The organism is Rhizobium centroccidentale (genome assembly GCF_030182565.1).
GTDB lineage: Bacteria > Pseudomonadota > Alphaproteobacteria > Rhizobiales > Rhizobiaceae > Rhizobium.
The window spans coordinates 53,261-69,353 of sequence record NZ_JAQJCG010000018.1 but is presented as its reverse complement, the minus strand read 5'-3'; the positions used below and the strand labels follow the sequence as shown (position 1 = coordinate 69,353).

Annotated in this window: 18 protein-coding genes; 11 read left to right on the top strand and 7 right to left on the bottom strand. The window is 58.6% G+C overall.

Features of this window, described 5'->3' with window-relative positions; all coding sequences use genetic code 11:
• Positions 1-61: 61 nt before the first annotated feature.
• The 3 genes from rho to hemE form a co-directional block, all read right to left on the bottom strand.
• Positions 62-1,327: a transcription termination factor Rho gene (gene rho, locus PH562_RS22010; RefSeq protein ID WP_015341775.1), complete on the bottom strand. Its 1,266-nt coding sequence runs from the start codon at positions 1,325-1,327 to the stop codon at positions 62-64.
• 197 nt (positions 1,328-1,524) lie between these two features.
• Positions 1,525-2,070, bottom strand: a complete 546-nt coding sequence (gene hemJ / locus PH562_RS22005) for a protoporphyrinogen oxidase HemJ (RefSeq protein ID WP_285175606.1) — start codon at positions 2,068-2,070, stop codon at positions 1,525-1,527.
• Positions 2,070-3,104, bottom strand: a complete 1,035-nt coding sequence (hemE, locus tag PH562_RS22000) for a uroporphyrinogen decarboxylase (protein ID WP_113232969.1) — start codon at positions 3,102-3,104, stop codon at positions 2,070-2,072. The genes hemJ and hemE overlap by 1 nt, the downstream gene beginning before the upstream one ends.
• A 401-nt stretch (positions 3,105-3,505) precedes the next feature.
• On the opposite strand from hemE, the gene PH562_RS21995 reads away from it, so the two are divergent.
• From PH562_RS21995 to dnaQ, 5 genes are read left to right on the top strand one after another with little or no spacing between them, the layout of a single operon-like run.
• Positions 3,506-4,327, top strand: coding sequence for a pyruvate, water dikinase regulatory protein (locus PH562_RS21995; protein WP_095433397.1), 822 nt, complete (start codon positions 3,506-3,508; stop codon positions 4,325-4,327).
• Positions 4,328-4,360: 33 nt separating this feature from the next.
• A complete protein-coding gene (locus PH562_RS21990; RefSeq protein WP_285175602.1) occupies positions 4,361-4,960 on the top strand; it encodes a Maf-like protein in 600 nt (199 codons plus the stop codon).
• Entirely contained in the window at positions 4,953-5,810 is an 858-nt protein-coding gene (locus tag PH562_RS21985; RefSeq protein WP_285175600.1) for a shikimate dehydrogenase, read from the top strand. The genes PH562_RS21990 and PH562_RS21985 overlap by 8 nt, the downstream gene beginning before the upstream one ends.
• A gap of 1 nt (position 5,811) precedes the next feature.
• Positions 5,812-6,411, top strand: coding sequence for a dephospho-CoA kinase (gene coaE / locus PH562_RS21980; protein ID WP_113232972.1), 600 nt, complete (start codon positions 5,812-5,814; stop codon positions 6,409-6,411).
• Positions 6,412-6,428: 17 nt separating this feature from the next.
• Positions 6,429-7,145, top strand: coding sequence for a DNA polymerase III subunit epsilon (gene dnaQ / locus PH562_RS21975; RefSeq protein ID WP_113232973.1), 717 nt, complete (start codon positions 6,429-6,431; stop codon positions 7,143-7,145).
• An 82-nt stretch (positions 7,146-7,227) separates the two neighbouring features.
• Here the strand turns inward: dnaQ and secB are convergent, their stop codons facing one another.
• The gene (gene secB, locus PH562_RS21970) at positions 7,228-7,710 is read right to left on the bottom strand and encodes a protein-export chaperone SecB (RefSeq protein ID WP_069613913.1); all 483 of its coding nucleotides are present in this window, start codon (positions 7,708-7,710) and stop codon (positions 7,228-7,230) included.
• Between the two features lie 95 nt (positions 7,711-7,805).
• Positions 7,806-8,324 carry an FxsA family protein gene (locus PH562_RS21965; RefSeq protein WP_095433401.1) on the bottom strand — a complete coding sequence of 173 codons (519 nt, stop codon included), beginning with the start codon at positions 8,322-8,324 and terminating at the stop codon, positions 7,806-7,808.
• Between the two features lie 146 nt (positions 8,325-8,470).
• On the opposite strand from PH562_RS21965, the gene PH562_RS21960 reads away from it, so the two are divergent.
• The 5 genes from PH562_RS21960 to gyrB all read left to right on the top strand — a co-directional run bounded on the left by PH562_RS21960 (position 8,471) and on the right by gyrB (position 13,921).
• Entirely contained in the window at positions 8,471-9,172 is a 702-nt protein-coding gene (locus PH562_RS21960; RefSeq protein ID WP_285175595.1) for a Tim44/TimA family putative adaptor protein, read from the top strand.
• Positions 9,169-10,287 (top strand): murein transglycosylase A, encoded by a 1,119-nt coding sequence (gene mltA, locus PH562_RS21955; RefSeq protein ID WP_285175594.1) that lies wholly within the window; start codon positions 9,169-9,171, stop codon positions 10,285-10,287. Before PH562_RS21960 ends, mltA begins: the two co-directional genes overlap by 4 nt.
• On the top strand, positions 10,287-10,871 hold the full coding sequence (locus PH562_RS21950) for a Smr/MutS family protein (protein WP_285175593.1): 585 nt from the start codon (positions 10,287-10,289) through the stop codon (positions 10,869-10,871). The genes mltA and PH562_RS21950 overlap by 1 nt, the downstream gene beginning before the upstream one ends.
• Entirely contained in the window at positions 10,868-11,233 is a 366-nt protein-coding gene (locus PH562_RS21945; RefSeq protein WP_015338176.1) for a helix-turn-helix domain-containing protein, read from the top strand. The genes PH562_RS21950 and PH562_RS21945 overlap by 4 nt, the downstream gene beginning before the upstream one ends.
• Before the next feature lie 252 nt (positions 11,234-11,485).
• A complete protein-coding gene (gene gyrB / locus PH562_RS21940) occupies positions 11,486-13,921 on the top strand; it encodes a DNA topoisomerase (ATP-hydrolyzing) subunit B (protein WP_285175592.1) in 2,436 nt (811 codons plus the stop codon).
• Between the two features lie 63 nt (positions 13,922-13,984).
• Here gyrB and PH562_RS21935 read toward each other — a convergent pair whose 3' ends face one another.
• Positions 13,985-14,584 (bottom strand): nitroreductase family protein, encoded by a 600-nt coding sequence (locus PH562_RS21935; protein WP_285175591.1) that lies wholly within the window; start codon positions 14,582-14,584, stop codon positions 13,985-13,987.
• A 79-nt stretch (positions 14,585-14,663) separates the two neighbouring features.
• Positions 14,664-14,954, bottom strand: coding sequence for a DUF2218 domain-containing protein (locus PH562_RS21930; protein WP_285175590.1), 291 nt, complete (start codon positions 14,952-14,954; stop codon positions 14,664-14,666).
• A 161-nt stretch (positions 14,955-15,115) separates the two neighbouring features.
• On the opposite strand from PH562_RS21930, the gene PH562_RS21925 reads away from it, so the two are divergent.
• Complete coding sequence (locus tag PH562_RS21925) at positions 15,116-16,069, top strand: glutathione S-transferase family protein (protein WP_285175589.1); 954 nt, start codon at positions 15,116-15,118, stop codon at positions 16,067-16,069.
• The last annotated feature ends 24 nt before the right edge of the window (positions 16,070-16,093 follow it).

The window sequence follows — 16,093 nt, the reverse complement described above, 5'->3', positions numbered from 1 at the left end:
GCCCGATCATAACATCCTAAAAGCACCGTCAAAGCGCCGATTTGATGAATCCGGCTAAGGATTACGTATTCATCGAATCGAAGAAATCCGGGTTATTCTTCGTCTGCTTGAGCTTGTCGATCAGGAATTCGATCGCGTCGGTCGTCCCCATCGGCGCGAGGATGCGACGAAGAACGAAGATCTTTTGCAGATCCTGGCGCGGAACCAGGAGGTCTTCCTTACGCGTGCCGGACTTGAGGATATCCATGGCAGGGAAGATGCGCTTGTCGGCAACCTTGCGGTCAAGCACGATTTCCGAGTTACCGGTACCCTTGAATTCTTCGAAGATCACTTCGTCCATACGGCTGCCGGTATCGATCAGGGCCGTCGCAATGATGGTTAGCGAACCGCCTTCCTCGATATTACGCGCAGCACCGAAGAAGCGCTTCGGGCGCTGGAGGGCATTGGCGTCCACACCACCAGTCAGAACCTTACCGGAGGAGGGGACGACGGTGTTGTAGGCGCGGCCGAGGCGGGTAATGGAATCGAGCAGGATGACCACGTCGCGACCATGCTCGACGAGGCGCTTGGCCTTCTCGATGACCATTTCGGCGACCTGAACGTGGCGCACGGCCGGCTCGTCAAAGGTCGACGAGATGACTTCGCCGCGCACAGAGCGCTGCATATCAGTCACTTCTTCGGGGCGCTCGTCGATCAGCAGAACGATCAGATAGCAATCCGGATGATTGGCGGTGATCGAATGGGCGATGTTTTGCAGCAGGACGGTCTTACCCGTGCGCGGCGGTGCGACGATCAGACCGCGCTGGCCCTTGCCGAGCGGTGCGACAAGATCGATCACGCGGGGCGAAAGATCTTTCGAGGTGGGAACGTCGAGCTCCATCCTGAAACGCTCGTTCGGATAGAGCGGCGTTAGATTGTCGAAGTGTACCTTGTGACGGATCTTTTCCGGATCGTCGAAATTGATGGTGTTGACCTTCAGCAGCGCGAAATAGCGCTCGCCTTCCTTCGGTCCGCGGATCGGTCCCTCGACCGTGTCGCCCGTCTTCAAGGAGAAGCGGCGGATCTGGGAGGGAGAGATATAGATGTCGTCCGGACCGGGAAGATAATTTGCATTTGCGGAACGCAAGAAACCGAAGCCGTCCTGCAGAACTTCGACGACGCCCTCGCCGATGATTTCTACGTCCTGGCTCGCCAGCTCCTTCAGGATTGCAAACATCAGTTCCTGTTTGCGCATCGTGCTAGCGTTTTCGACCTCGAGCGATTCGGCAAAGGCCAGGAGATCGGTCGGGGATTTATTTTTCAGTTCCTGAAGCTTCATTTCAGCCATGAAGGGAATTACTCATTTTTTTAGGAGGGGAAAGGCAATGTTGTTCGTATTCAGAACCGCGATAGGGGCGCTCGCGGGCGACAGAATGGATACATGCCACGAAGAGAGATGGCGGGAAAATAGCGACTCGCTTTCTGAACCGCAAGGGGGGCAAACAAAATGAAAGAAATTTAACGCTACCCCTAATACAGCCCGCCTCACGCAAACGGCTTGACGACCACGAGAATGACGATCGCGATCATCAAAAGTGTCGGCACTTCGTTCATGAGACGCCAATAACGCGCCGAATGCTTGTTTTCGTCCCTTGCGAAAGCCCGGACCGCACTGCTGAAATAACCGTGAACGCCCGACAGAATCACGACAAGCCCGATCTTCGCATGCAGCCAGCCGCCTTGGAAATCATATACCGACCAGGCAAGATAAAGCCCAAAAATCCAGGTCAGGATCATCGCCGGGTTGATGATATAGCGCAGCAGACGCTGCTCCATCACCTTGAAGGTCTCCGATTGCTGCGAACCCGGCTCGGCATCGATGTGATAGACGAAAAGCCGCGGCAGATAGAACATGCCGGCCATCCACGAGATGACGGCGATGATGTGCAGCGCCTTGATCCAGAGATAGAGATCGGCCGGATGCCAGGCGAAAAGACCGATCGCGAGCACCGCAAAGATCAGGATCATGAAATAGGCCCGCCGTCCGGCCTTCTGGCCCGGCGCGGAATCCGTCTGCTTTTCCACTGTCATCAGTTCCTCCGTCCCCGCACGCGTTCGACCAGCGCCGCCACATTGGCGGGATCAGCCTGCGGCGTGATGCCATGCCCGAGATTGAAAATCAGCGGGCCATTTCCGAGCTGCTGCAGGATATCGTCGATCCCGTCCTCCAGAGCCTTGCCGCCGGCAACCACGCGCATCGGATCGAGATTGCCCTGCACCGGTCCGTCCTTCTGCAGTTCCCGAGCAAAGGCCAAAGGCACCGACCAGTCGAGGCCGATCGCATCGGCACCCGTCTTCTGCCGATAGGTCTTCAGCAGATAGCCCGCACCTTTGGCGAAGGCGATCACCCTAGCCTGCGGCCGCCGCGCTTTGATCGACGCGATCATCTTCGCGACCGGCTTGATGGCGAAAGCCTCGAATTCCTTTTCACCAAGCACGCCTGCCCAGGAATCGAAAATCTGCACGGCATCCGCACCGGCATCGATCTGGGCCACGAGATAATCGGCTGAAATGTCCGCAAGCAGCATCAGCAGATGTTCGAAGGCCCTGGGATAGCGATAGGCAAACAATCGGGCAGGGGCCTGATCCGGCGTGCCATGTCCGGCGATCATATAGGTCGCAACGGTCCAGGGAGCCCCACAGAAGCCGAGAAGCGTGGTTTCCTGGGGCAAGTCCCGCCGCAGCCGACGCACCGTCTCCATGACAGGCTCCAGATACGTCAAGATGCCTTCCGGTTTCAAAGCCAGGATGTCCGTCTCGTCGATTGGGTCCATTTCCGGCCCATGCCCCTCGGTGAAGCGAACATTCCGTTTCAATGCATCGGGAATGACAAGAATGTCGGAGAAGAGAATGGCAGCATCGAAGCCATAACGGCGGATCGGCTGCAGCGTCACCTCGACGGCGTGCTCTGGTGAATAACAGAGATCGAGAAAGCTTCCCGCCTTCGCGCGCGTTTCACGATACTCGGGTAGATAACGGCCTGCCTGCCGCATCAGCCAGAGCGGGGGAGGGGTGAGCGTTTCTCCGCTCAAGACCCGCATGATCTTCCGGCGTTCATCGGTCACAGACGTCGTCCTATATAAAACCAAACATATATTGAAAGGTTTCTATTTCTTAGAGTCGGTGAGTAGCAAGGATTAAAGTTCATCCCTTGCCTGTCCAATTTGTCGCGCCTCGCGCATAAATTTGGAGAGATTTCGAGATCAAAAGCCGATATGTGGAAAAGAAAGGTGATTTTTCAATCTTTTGAGGAGCTTGAGGAGAAATTCGGCTTTTCGCCTTCTGGGGACAAGTCGGGAATGAGTGAGGTGTTGTCGATCTTATCCACATTGCTCACAGCCACCGCGAAAGCCGTCTCTCGAAAATTCCAAATGTGGAAAACTCGGCCGTTTTCCACTTGCCCAAGATGGCCCCCTTCCCGTACCTCTCTTTTCTCCCGAGATATCAACAGGTGATGGAAAGTAGCGTGGAAAACCGAACAAGCTTCTTTCATCTGCACCTGATTTCTGACTCAACGGGCGAGACTCTCATCTCCGCCGGCCGCGCCGCTTCGGTGCAATTCCATGCCAGCCAGCCGATCGAGCACGTCTATCCGCTGATCAGAAACCGCAAGCAGCTTCTGCCTGTGTTGGAGGCGATCGACCACAGCCCCGGCATTGTCCTCTATACGATCGTCGATCGCGAACTTGCCGATTTCATCGCCGAGCGCTGCAGGGAGATGGGCGTACCATCCGTCAATGTTCTCGAGCCGGTCATGAATGTTTTCCAGACCTATCTCGGCACGGCGTCGCGCCGGCGCGTCGGCGCGCAGCATGTGATGAATGCCGATTATTTTGCCCGCATCGAGGCGCTGAACTTCACCATGGATCACGACGACGGCCAGATGCCCGACGATTACGACGAAGCCGATGTCGTCATAATCGGTATCAGCCGCACCTCGAAAACGCCGACGAGCATCTATCTGGCGAACCGCGGCATCAAGACGGCCAACATTCCGATCGTCCATGGCGTGCCGTTGCCGGAAAGCCTCGCCAGGGCGACGAAGCCCTTGATCGTCGGACTGGTTGCGACGACCGACCGTATCTCGCAGGTTCGTGAAAATCGCATTCTCGGGGCGACCCCTGGCTTCGATCGTGGTGGCTATACGGATCGAGCCGCCATCTCCGAAGAGCTCAAATATGCTCGTTCCCTCTGCGCGCGGCACAATTGGCCGATCATCGATGTGACCCGCCGCTCCATCGAAGAGACCGCCGCCGCCATTGTTGCCCTGCGACCCAAGCTGCGCTAAGCGCTCCCCATGACTATCTCGGAGGCAGCCGTCATGACCTCGCCCCTTATCCTTGCATCATCCAGCCCATTCCGGCGGATGCTGATGGAAAACGCCGGATTACATTTTCAGGCGATCGCCGCCGATATCGATGAGCGCGCCATCGAAGCACCGCTGGAACTGGGTGGCGCCAGCCCGGATGCGGTCGCGCTCGTGCTGGCAAAGGCGAAGGCAAAAGAGGTGAGCGATCGCTTTCCCGCCTCGCTCGTCATCGGTTCGGATCAGACCATGTCGCTCGGTGCCCAGGTCTTTCACAAGCCGAAGTCGATGGCCGATGCGGAAAATCATCTGAGGACGCTATCGGGTAAAACCCATCGGCTGAACAGCGCCATCGCTTTGGCGCGCAACGGCGATATCATCTGGGAACATGTATCCCACGCCGATCTGACCATGCGGCAGCTGCCGGCCGACTTCATCTATCGGCATCTGAGCCGCGTCGGCGAGAAGGCATTGTCAAGCGTCGGCGCCTATCAGCTTGAGGGCGAAGGCATCCAGCTCTTCTCGAAAATCGACGGCGACTACTTCACCATCCTCGGATTGCCGATGCTACCGCTTCTGGAAAAACTGCGAGAGTTGGGGACGATCGATGGATGATTCACGTGAAACACAAAGCGTAAACGCTTTCGTAACGGGTTATCCGGTCAGGCATTCGCGTTCGCCGCTGATCCACGGCTATTGGTTGAAGCAGCTCGGTCTGGCCGGAACCTACCGCGCCCATGAAGTGGCAGCGGAGGATTTCGCCGCCTTCATTGCGTCCCTGAAAGATGGCACCAGCGGCTTCGGCGGCGGCAACGTCACCATCCCTCATAAGGAAGCAGCCTTCAAACTCGCCGATCGGCCCGACGAACTTTCGGAAGAATTGGGCGCGTCCAACACCCTGTGGCTTGAAAATGGCAAGCTGCATGCAACGAATACCGATGGCCGCGGCTTCACGGCAAACCTCGACGAGCGTCATCCCGGTTGGGATCGCAGCGATCGTGCCGTCATCCTTGGAGCCGGCGGCGCCAGCCGAGCCGTCATCCAGGCGGTGCGCGATCGCGGTTTCAAGGAAATTCATGTGGTCAACCGCACGATCGAGAGGGCGCAGGAACTAGCGGATCGCTTCGGCGAGCGGGTCCATGCTCATCCGATGACCGCGCTCGGCGAGGTCATGCAGGATGCCGGTCTCTTTATCAATACGACATCGCTCGGCATGGATGGCGAAGCAGCGCCCCGCATCGATTTCTCTCCCCTTGCCGAAGGCGCCGTCGTCACCGACATTGTCTACGTACCGCTGAAGACGCCGCTTCTCGCCCAAGCCGAGGAACAGGGCTTTGCCATCGTCGACGGTCTCGGCATGCTACTGCACCAGGCCGTGCCGGGCTTCGAAAAATGGTTTGGAAAGCGTCCGGCAGTTGATGAAACCTTGAGGGCATTGATCATCGCCGACATGGAAAAGCACTAATATGATCAGGATCGGGCTCACCGGATCGATCGGTATGGGAAAATCGACCTCGGCAAAACTCTTCGCCGAAGCCGGAATACCTGTGAACGATTCCGATGCGGTCGTGCACGATCTCTATAGTGGCGAAGCCGTTCCGCTGGTCGAGGCGGCCTTTCCGGGCACGACCAGCAGCGGCAAGGTCGACCGGCAGGAGCTCAGCCGAAAGCTTGCCGGCGATCCTTCCGGGTTCAAGCGTCTCGAGGCCATCGTTCATCCGCTGGTGCGCGAACGCGAGCGTCAGTTTCTGGAACGTCAGCGTAAGGCCGGCGCCGATATGGTGATGCTGGATATCCCCCTGCTCTTCGAAACCGGCGCCGACAAACGCGTGGATAAAATCGTCGTCGTCAGCTGCGATCCACAGATTCAACGGCAGAGGGTGCTTGCCCGACCGGGCATGACGGAGGAAAAATTCAATATGATTCTCTCCCGCCAGACGCCGGATGCGGAAAAACGGGCGCGCGCCGATTACGTCATCGATACCGGCGGAAGCATCGAGGCGGCCGGCGAACAGGTCAGAGAGATCATTGCGGATCTGCGGCGCAAACAGCAGAGCAAGACATAGGAAAGCGGAGTTTCGATATGCGCGAAATCATTTTCGATACGGAAACCACAGGCCTCGACAACAGGGCCGACCGTATTATCGAAATCGGCGGCATCGAGCTCTTCAACCATTTCCCGACCGGAAAGACGCTGCACATCTATATCAATCCGGGTGACCGCAAAGTGCATCCCGATGCTCTGGCCGTGCACGGCATTACCGACGAGTTCCTGACGGGCAAACCGCTCTTCGAAACCGTCGCAGACGAAATTCTCGAATTTTTCGGCGATGCCAAATGGATTGCGCATAACGCCACCTTCGACATGGGCTTCGTCAATGCGGAGTTCGCAAGGCTTGGCCGCCCGCCGATTCTTCCCGACATGGTAATCGATACGCTCGCCATGGCGCGACGCAAGCATCCGATGGGGCCAAATTCGCTGGATGCGCTCTGCCGTCGCTACGGCATCGACAATTCGCACCGCACGAAACATGGCGCGTTGCTCGACTCCGAACTGCTGGCCGAAGTCTATATCGAGATGATCGGTGGAAGGCAGACGGCCCTGGGGCTTGGCAGCGTCACCGGTTCATCAGCGCGCTCACGCCAGAACGATGTCGCGGAAGAAGTCGTCGTCGACATCTTCGCGCGGCCCGCTCCGCTGCCGAGCCGACTGACCGAGGAGGAACTCGCGGCTCATGCAGCGCTGGTCGCCAAGCTCGGCACGAAGGGAGTTTGGTCGAAATACAGCGCTTCCGAGTAAAAGCGCTTTCCAAAACATCAAAGGAAAATGCCCGGACGTGCGATCCGGGCATTTTCGCTTCTGGAACTGGAAAAATACAGGCTTAGTTCGGAACAGCCGAAACCTGAGCGCGAGCCTGCTCTTCGGCCATGCGCTGCGTGAACATCTGCGCGAAATCGATCGGGTCGATCATCAGCGGCGGGAAGCCGCCATTGCGCGTGACATCGGCGATGATCTGGCGTGCGAAGGGGAACAGCAGGCGCGGGCACTCGATGAAGAGCAGGGGCAGCATGTGTTCCTGCGGGAAACCGGTGACGCGGAAGACGCCGCCATAGACCAGCTCGGTGTGGAAGAGTACGCGCTCGCCATCCTTGGCTTCGGCGCTCAGCGTCAGCACGACGTCGAAATCGGAATCCGACAGCGGGTTGGCGTTGACGTTCACATTGATATTGATGTCGGGGGCATTTTCCCGGGCCTGAAGCGAGCGCGGAGCACCCGGATTTTCAAAGGAAAGATCCTTGGTGTACTGAGCAAGGATGCTGAGGCTCGGGCTGGCAGCACCGTTGCCGTTGGTCTCGTTGGCCATGGGGGTGTCCTCTCACGTCTCGATGGGTGTCGCCATCTAGCATTTAGAAAAGGGGCTTACAACCCTTATGGCTCCGGCGCTCCGGAGGCCGTTCTCTAGTCTTCCAGCCGCTTTTGGTCCGACCAGGGCGAGTTGCGGTTCGGCTCCCGATGGAAATCGCCTTCATCGAGATCGACGACGTTTCCGGGTTTGTTCGGCCGGCCCTGCGGTCCGGCGCCCGGGCCTTGCCCGCGGCGGAACGCCCGCGAATTGCCGACAACGACGATGCGCTTGCGCAAAACCTGCCAGGCGAGATCGCGTACGGCCGGGATGAAGAGCAGCAGGCCGATGATATCTGAGATGAAGCCGGGCAGCATCAGGAAGAAGGCTGCCACGACGATCATGGCGCCATGCACCATCTCGCGACCGGGATCGCCGCCGTTGCGGCTTTCGGCAGAGATGCGCTGGAGAATGCCAATGCCCTGGATTCTCAAAAGAGCGGCACCGAGCAGCACGCTGAGGATGACAAGCCCCAGGGTTGCCCAGACGCCGATCATTTTTCCGACCACGATGAATCCGGCGATTTCAGCCAGAGGCATCAGAAAAACGACGATAGGAAGAAGTGATAGGCGCATGTTACGGTGGTCCTGAGAGCGTGTTTCTTCGCGTAAGCGTTGGTTTCTCGCATATAATAAAGAAACGGGTCCGCTATTTGAATGATAGATCGATGCGGACTATATGGGGTTTGATCTTTTAATTTTAACGGTGGTTCCGATACGAGATGGGTGCAAACGACTTTGTGACGATCTTTTTCCTGGTGGCGGCGGTGCTGATCTTCTTTCAGCTGCGCAGCGTTCTTGGCCGCCGTACGGGAAATGAGAAGCCGCCGCGCGATCTCTACGGTTCTGCAGATCCGGCAAATAGCCAGACGGCACCGGACGCCGGCAAGGTGGTCACCCTGCCGCGCCGTGACGGCACCGAAGAGGAAGACCGTTTTGCTGCGATCGATGCCTTCACCCCGGCCGGAACGCCACTCAATGATTCGCTGCGCGACGTAAGCAAGGCCGATCCTTCCTTCAATCCGAAGGAATTCGTCAACGGTGCCCGCATGGCCTATGAGATGATCGTCATGGCCTTTGCCGAGGGCGACCGCAAGTCGCTGAAGGGGCTGCTGTCGCGTGAGGTCTACGAGGGTTTCGATGCCGCCATCGCCGAACGCGAAGCCAAGGGTGAAAAGGTCAAATCGACCTTCGTCGGCATCGACAAGGCCGATATCGTCACCGCCGAGGTGAAGGGCACGGATGCCCTCATCACCATGCGCATCGTCAGCCAGATGATCTCGGCCACCTACGACAAGGCCGGCACCTTGATCGATGGTGATGCTGAAGCTGTTGCGGAAATCAGCGACCTATGGACCTTTGCCCGCGACACGCGTTCGCGCGATCCGAACTGGAAACTCGTGGCGACCGAATCGGAACAATGACGAGCCCATCGCAGGACTTCAGGCTGGAGCCGACAACCTTCGCCGATCTGAGGGGCTGGGAGGAGGACGATCCTTCCAGCCTTTTTCGCGCGATGAAGGACTGTCGCACCCATATCCGCGATGGGAAGCCCTATCGCACCGGCGCTGCCGGACTGACGGCTAAGGATCTCCTGACGCTCCTCGATGCCGCAGAACGGAAAGAGCCTGGCGATGCAGCCGAAGCCAGAGCCTTCTTCGAAGAGCACTGCCAGCCCTTCTTCATTCGCCGCGATGGCGGTGCCAGTGGTTTCGTAACCGCCTTCTTCGAGCCGGAAATAGACGTTTCGGCTGTGCCGGGTGGACCCTATCGCTACCCCTTCTATCGCCGGCCGGCCGATCTGATCGATCTGGATGACAGCAACCGACCCGCGGAACTTGACCCATCCTACATGTTCGGACGGTTGCGAGACGGGATAATTTCCGCTTATCCGGACCGCGGCGAGATCGATCGCGGCTATCTCGAAGGCGAGGGCCTGGAGATCGCCTGGGCGAAATCCAAGGTAGATGTCTTCTTCGTGCATGTGCAGGGCGCGGCGCGTCTGCGCTATCCGGACGGGCGTCTTGGCCGTATCACTTACGCCGCCAAGGCGGGTCATCCCTTCTCCGCCGTCGGGCGCCTGCTCATAGACCGGGGCCTGCTGGATCGCGCGACGATCTCTATGCAGACGATCCGCGACTGGCTGTATGCCCATCCGGATCAGGTCGACGAGGTCCTCTCGCACAATCGATCCTACATCTTCTTCCGTGAAGCCGATGTCAGCGATCCCGCTCTCGGCCCGATTGCAGCGGCGAAGGTGCCGCTGGTACCAGGCCGTTCCCTTGCGGTCGACCGGCTCATCCACACTTTCGGTTTCCCCTTCTTCATCCGATCTGAAAGCCTGACGCATCTCGACGCTGGCAAGCCCTTCGCTCGGCTGATGCTGGCGCTCGATACTGGCTCGGCGATCGTGGGGCCGGCGCGTGGCGATATCTTTACCGGCTCCGGCTACGATGCCGGAGAGCTCGCCGGCACCGTGCGCAACGACGCTGATTTTTATATACTCATTCCGAAGGCGGCGGCGCAGAGGTTTGGCTGATGGCCCCGGAACGGCAGAACAAGGAACGAAAGCTCAGTGCAGAGGACCGTATCCTCTGGGGTAAGGTCGCCAAGAGCACGCGTCCCATGCCCGGACGTGTGGCTGATATCGAGGCTTTCGAAGCGGCACTGCAGGCGGAAGCCGAAATCGAAGAAATCGCCCGCGCCGCAAAGACGAAGCCAGTGTCTTCCTCGGCCGAAACGCAGGAAACTCCGGCACCGGCCAAGCAGCCCGCCGGCCGTCACTATCCGCTCGAACGGCCCGTCAAGCGCAAGATCGCCAGGGGGCATCTGGCACTCGAAGCCAGGATCGATCTTCACGGCCTCATCCAGAGCGAGGCTCATGGCATGCTTCTGGATTTCCTGCTGCGCGCCCATAGCCGCGGCCTTCGCCATGTGCTCGTCATAACAGGCAAGGGCAGCTCCATGGGCAGCGAAGGAGCGCTGAAGCGCGCCGTACCGCTCTGGTTTTCCAAGCCGGAATTCCGTTTTCTGATTTCCTCTTACGAGACGGCGGCACAACATCACGGTGGTGAGGGTGCGCTCTATATCCGCCTGTCGCGCCTGAAGGGGGAGAAGCTTTGACCCCTTTCGGCGAAGCGGTACGCAAGCTGCGGCTACGCAAGGGCGTCTCGCAGAAGCAGATGGCGGCTGCGCTGAACGTGACTCCGGCTTATTTATCCGCCTTAGAACACGGAAAGCGCGGTCTGCCGACCTTCGATCTCCTGCAGCGCATCGCCGGCTACTTCAACATCATCTGGGACGAGGCCGAGGAATTGTTCTTGCTGGCGCGGTTTTCCGACCCGCGCGTCGTCGTCGATACCTCCGGGCTTGCGCCGGAATATACGGCCTTTGTCAATCACTTGGCAGGCAAGATCCGCAGCCTTGACGCAGCAACGATCCGCGAACTCTCGAAGGTTCTGGAAAATGCCGGAAAAACCGGCTGAAAACCGCCTTAATCCCCTGTTTTATACCTGATTTCGGGGCCTTCCGTTTGGAACTTCAGGGTGAAACATCCTATATACAAGCTAGGAAAAACCGCTGATTCGTTAGGGTCGGATGATTTCACGACCTGAAATCTGAATCCGCTCCAAACTTAAAGAAGTAGAGCATGATGCCGTCCGAAAACCGCTCACACTTTTCGGCATCATGCTCTAGGGATCGGTAGCGTTCTCTAAACACTGGAAAGACTTCAATATATGACTGACACGTCCGTAACCGATAATGGTGGCAACGCCGAGTATGGCGCAGATTCCATCAAGGTCCTGAAAGGACTCGATGCCGTGCGCAAGCGTCCCGGCATGTATATCGGCGATACGGATGATGGTTCGGGCCTGCATCACATGGTCTATGAGGTGGTCGATAACGCGATCGACGAGGCCTTGGCCGGCCATGCCGATATCGTCACGGTGACGCTCAATCCCGACGGTTCAGTCACGGTCACCGACAACGGCCGCGGCATCCCGACGGATATTCACAGCGGCGAAGGTGTTTCGGCGGCTGAGGTTATCATGACCCAGCTGCATGCCGGCGGTAAGTTCGACCAGAATTCCTATAAGGTTTCCGGTGGCCTGCATGGCGTCGGCGTCTCGGTCGTCAATGCGCTGTCCGTCTGGTTGAAGCTGAAAATCCGCCGCCAGGGCAAGATCCATGAAATGAGCTTCACCCATGGCGTGGCCGATGCGCCGCTGAAGGAAACCGGTGATGCGGGCGATGAGACCGGCACCGAAGTCAGCTTCATGCCGAGCTCCGAAACCTTCACCATGATTGAGTTCGATTACAGCACGCTCGAGCATCGTCTGCGCGAACTCGCCTTCCTGAATTCCGGCGTCCGCATTCTTCTGACCGACAAGCGTCATTCCGACATCAGGCAGGAAGAGTTGCTTTACGACGGCGGCCTGGAAGCCTTCGTTTCCTATCTCGATCGCGCCAAGAAGCCGCTGGTTCAAAAGCCGGTATCGATCCGCAGCGAGAAGGACGGAATCACCGTCGAAGTGGCGATGTGGTGGAACGACAGCTACCACGAAAACGTGCTCTGCTTCACCAATAACATCCCGCAGCGCGATGGCGGCACGCATATGGCCGGCTTCCGCGCCGCCCTGACGCGCCAGATCACCTCCTATGCGGACAGCTCGGGCATTACCAAGAAGGAAAAGGTGACGCTGACCGGCGACGACTGCCGCGAAGGCCTGACGGCCGTGCTGTCGGTCAAGGTTCCCGATCCGAAATTCTCCTCGCAGACCAAGGACAAGCTGGTTTCCTCCGAAGTTCGTCCCGTCGTCGAAAGCCTGGTCAACGAAGCCCTCAGCACCTGGCTCGAAGAGCATCCGTCCGAAGCCAAGGTTCTGGTCGGCAAAGTCGTCGAGGCTGCAGCTGCCCGAGAAGCGGCCCGCAAGGCCCGCGAGCTGACCCGCCGCAAGGGCGCGCTGGATATCGCTTCGCTGCCCGGCAAGCTTGCGGACTGCTCGGAGCGCGATCCCGCCAAGTCCGAAGTCTTCCTCGTCGAGGGCGACTCGGCGGGCGGTTCGGCCAAGCAGGGCCGTTCGCGCGAAAACCAGGCCATCCTGCCGCTGCGCGGCAAGATCCTCAACGTCGAGCGCGCCCGCTTCGACAAGATGCTGTCGAGCCAGGAAATCGGTACGCTCATTACCGCGCTCGGCACCGGCATCGGCAAGGACGAATTCAACGCCGAAAAGCTGCGTTACCATAAGATCATCATCATGACGGACGCAGACGTCGACGGCGCGCATATCCGCACGCTGCTGCTGACCTTCTTCTTCCGGCAGATGCCCGATCTCATCGAGCGCGGCCATCTCTATATCGCCCAGCCGCCGCTCTATAAGGTGACGCGCGGCAAGTCGGTGCAATATGTCAAGGACGAGAAGGCACTGGAAGAATATCTGATCGGACAGGGCACGGACGATGCAAGTCTGCGCCTCGGCAATGGCGAAGTCCGCACCGGTCAGGATCTGCGCGAGGCGATTTATGACGCGCTTCGCCTGCGTACGCTGATCGACAATCTGCATTCCCGCTACAATCGCGCTGTCGTCGAACAGGCCGCTATTGCGGGGGCTCTCAACGCCGAAATGGTCAGCAATCCCACGCGTGCGGAGGCGCTCGCCAATGACGTTGCCAAGCGGCTCGATGTCATCGCCGAGGAAACCGAACGCGGCTGGAGTGGCGCTGTGACGGGCGAGGGTGGCCTGCGCTTCGAGCGCACCGTACGCGGCGTCAAGGAAGTCGTCTTCCTCGACATGGCGCTCATCGGTTCGCAGGATGCTCGCCTCATCGATCAGCTCGGCGCGCGGCTGAAGGAAGTCTATGTCACACCGCCAAAGCTCGTTCGCCGCGATGGCGAGACGGAGATTTCCGGCCCTCGCCAGCTGCTGGACACGATCTTTTCCGGCGGCCGCAAGGGGCTGACATTGCAGCGTTATAAAGGTCTCGGCGAGATGAATGCCGAGCAGCTCTGGGAAACGACGCTCGACCCGAACGTCCGCTCGCTGCTGCAGGTGAGGGTCACGGATGCGACCGATGCCGACGGCTTGTTTGCCCGGCTCATGGGCGATGAAGTCGAGCCGCGGCGCGAGTTCATTCAGGACAATGCGCTGAACGTCGCCAATCTCGACATCTGATCGCTCGAAGAAGATGCAAAAAAGGCCCGCCAGATAATTTTGGCGGGCCTTTCTTTTTATCAATTACTTGGCAACGAAAGTGCCGTTGAAGGCGAGCCCCGAAAGCGGATTGCGCTGGCTCGGAACTTCGCGCTCGCGCAGCTTTTCCGGAAGCTGGTTCTTGTCGCCGATCTTGCCGATCGCAACGGCAGCCTCGACCCGGAAGCCGTCGGGAACGCCGAGAACCTCATACGCCTTCTCGACGTGGAAGCCGGTCATGCCATGGGCTTCATAGCCGGCTAAATGCGCCTGGATCGCCAAGAAGCCCCAGGCCGCGCCCGCATCGAAAGAATGACTGTAGCTGGGCTTCTGCTCAGCGGAGCCGAGTTCCCCACTGTGGGTGCGGGAAATGACGAAAAGCAGCGCACCAGCGGATTTCACCCAGCCCTGATTGAAGTCGATCAGGACGCTCAAAAACCGATCCCAATGTTCCGAGCCGCGCAGAGCATAGAGGAAACGCCAGGGCTGCAGATTCGAGGCGGAGGGTGCCCAATGCGCCGCTTCCAGGATGGTCAGCAGGTCGGCTTCCGGCAGGGTCTCATTGGAAAAGGCGCGCGGCGACCAGCGGTCGAGAAAGAGCTTGTCGATCGGATATTGGGATTCGCGGCTATTACTTGATGTCATGAGGGCTTCTTCCTTGGTGAACGTCTGCCGCGGGCGATCGAAACTGGCCGTTGGCTGGTTATAAATAGAGGATGGAAACTTAAACTCGGGCAGCCCAGCTCACGTCTAGCTCCTCGCGGAAGGCGAAGCGCTTGAGGTGGTCGGCAACGACGCTCTGCATGCGCTCGAGGTCTTCGGGCTTCTCGACCGTCAGCGTCATGACGAGGTTGCTGGGCTCGGCGGCCAGATCGAGGAAGTTTTCCGCGCTGAACGGCACCCTGCCGGCAACCGCATCGAATTCCACGCTGAAGCGATGACTCCAATGCTTGCAGAGCTGCTGGAGATAGCGGCTGGCATGGTCGGTCCTGACGTTGGAAACGGATGTCGCCATGGGATTTCTCCGATAAACCTGATCGCAAACGCGTCATTTGATACATAGAGGCATCTGCATTCGCCAGGTAGACAGTCTGTTTCAAGTTTGCGTTATTCCAGTGAAATTCTGTTCCGCTATGCTCCGCGCCTATAGGAACGCGTGCGAGCGGAGACAGAGCCTTGCTGGTAAATGGAAAATGGACTGAGGATTGGCAGCCGGTCCAGGCCAAGGATGAGAAGGGCGGTTTCGCTCGCCAGATTTCGAGCTTCCGCAACTGGGTCACACCCGATGGTCGTGCAGGACCGACGGGTGACGGCGGTTTCAAAGCAGAGGCCGGCCGCTATCATCTTTACGTCGCTCTGATCTGCCCCTGGGCTTCACGTACCCTGATTGGCCGCAAGCTGAAGGGTCTGGAAGAGGTCATTTCCGTTTCCGTCGTCCAACCCGTGTTGTCCAAGCAGGGCTGGCGGTTTGGCGACTATCCCGGTGCGACGAACGATCCGATAAACGGCGCTACCTACATGCACGAGATTTACACCAAGGCCGATTCTGTCTTCACCGGACGCGCAACCGTGCCTGTTCTTTGGGACAAGCAGAAAGGCACGATCGTCAACAACGAATCCTCCGATATCCTGCGCATGCTGAATGACGGCTTCGGCGATCTTGCCCGCAATGACATCGATCTCTATCCGGCCGGCAAGCGGGATGAAATCGACAGTTTCAATGCCCGGATCTATCCCGCTCTCAACAATGGCGTCTATCGCACGGGCTTCGCCACGACGCAGATCGCCTATGAAGAAGCCTTTAGCGAGGTCTTCAATTGCCTCGATCAGCTTGAGATCGAGCTGGAAGGCAAGGATTTACTCGTTGCCAACAATCCAACCGAAAGTGATATCAGGCTCTTCGTTACGCTCGTCCGCTTCGATGTCGCCTATCACGGCCTGTTCAAATGCAATCTCCGTCGCCTGTCGGACTATGCGAATCTGCAATCCTTCTGCCGCCGCATGTTCGATTGGCCCGGTGTTGCGGAAACCGTGAACTTCGATCATATCAAGCGCGGCTATTATTCGATAAAGACGCTCAATCCCGCAGGGATCGTGCCGCTCGGACCGGCGCTGGACGAGCTGTTCTGATACTCGACCAAGTACCGAAACCGG

What these genes read in the sequence shown, in the direction of transcription:
- rho (WP_015341775.1), bottom strand. Translation starts at nt 1,327, where the DNA reads ATGGCTGAAATGAAGCTTCAGGAACTGAAAAATAAATCCCCGACCGAT.
- hemJ (WP_285175606.1), bottom strand. Translation starts at nt 2,070, where the DNA reads ATGACAGTGGAAAAGCAGACGGATTCCGCGCCGGGCCAGAAGGCCGGA.
- PH562_RS21990 (WP_285175602.1), top strand. Translation starts at nt 4,361, where the DNA reads ATGACCTCGCCCCTTATCCTTGCATCATCCAGCCCATTCCGGCGGATG.
- PH562_RS21985 (WP_285175600.1), top strand. Translation starts at nt 4,953, where the DNA reads ATGGATGATTCACGTGAAACACAAAGCGTAAACGCTTTCGTAACGGGT.
- coaE (WP_113232972.1), top strand. Translation starts at nt 5,812, where the DNA reads ATGATCAGGATCGGGCTCACCGGATCGATCGGTATGGGAAAATCGACC.
- dnaQ (WP_113232973.1), top strand. Translation starts at nt 6,429, where the DNA reads ATGCGCGAAATCATTTTCGATACGGAAACCACAGGCCTCGACAACAGG.
- secB (WP_069613913.1), bottom strand. Translation starts at nt 7,710, where the DNA reads ATGGCCAACGAGACCAACGGCAACGGTGCTGCCAGCCCGAGCCTCAGC.
- PH562_RS21965 (WP_095433401.1), bottom strand. Translation starts at nt 8,324, where the DNA reads ATGCGCCTATCACTTCTTCCTATCGTCGTTTTTCTGATGCCTCTGGCT.
- PH562_RS21960 (WP_285175595.1), top strand. Translation starts at nt 8,471, where the DNA reads ATGGGTGCAAACGACTTTGTGACGATCTTTTTCCTGGTGGCGGCGGTG.
- mltA (WP_285175594.1), top strand. Translation starts at nt 9,169, where the DNA reads ATGACGAGCCCATCGCAGGACTTCAGGCTGGAGCCGACAACCTTCGCC.
- PH562_RS21950 (WP_285175593.1), top strand. Translation starts at nt 10,287, where the DNA reads ATGGCCCCGGAACGGCAGAACAAGGAACGAAAGCTCAGTGCAGAGGAC.
- gyrB (WP_285175592.1), top strand. Translation starts at nt 11,486, where the DNA reads ATGACTGACACGTCCGTAACCGATAATGGTGGCAACGCCGAGTATGGC.
- PH562_RS21935 (WP_285175591.1), bottom strand. Translation starts at nt 14,584, where the DNA reads ATGACATCAAGTAATAGCCGCGAATCCCAATATCCGATCGACAAGCTC.
- PH562_RS21930 (WP_285175590.1), bottom strand. Translation starts at nt 14,954, where the DNA reads ATGGCGACATCCGTTTCCAACGTCAGGACCGACCATGCCAGCCGCTAT.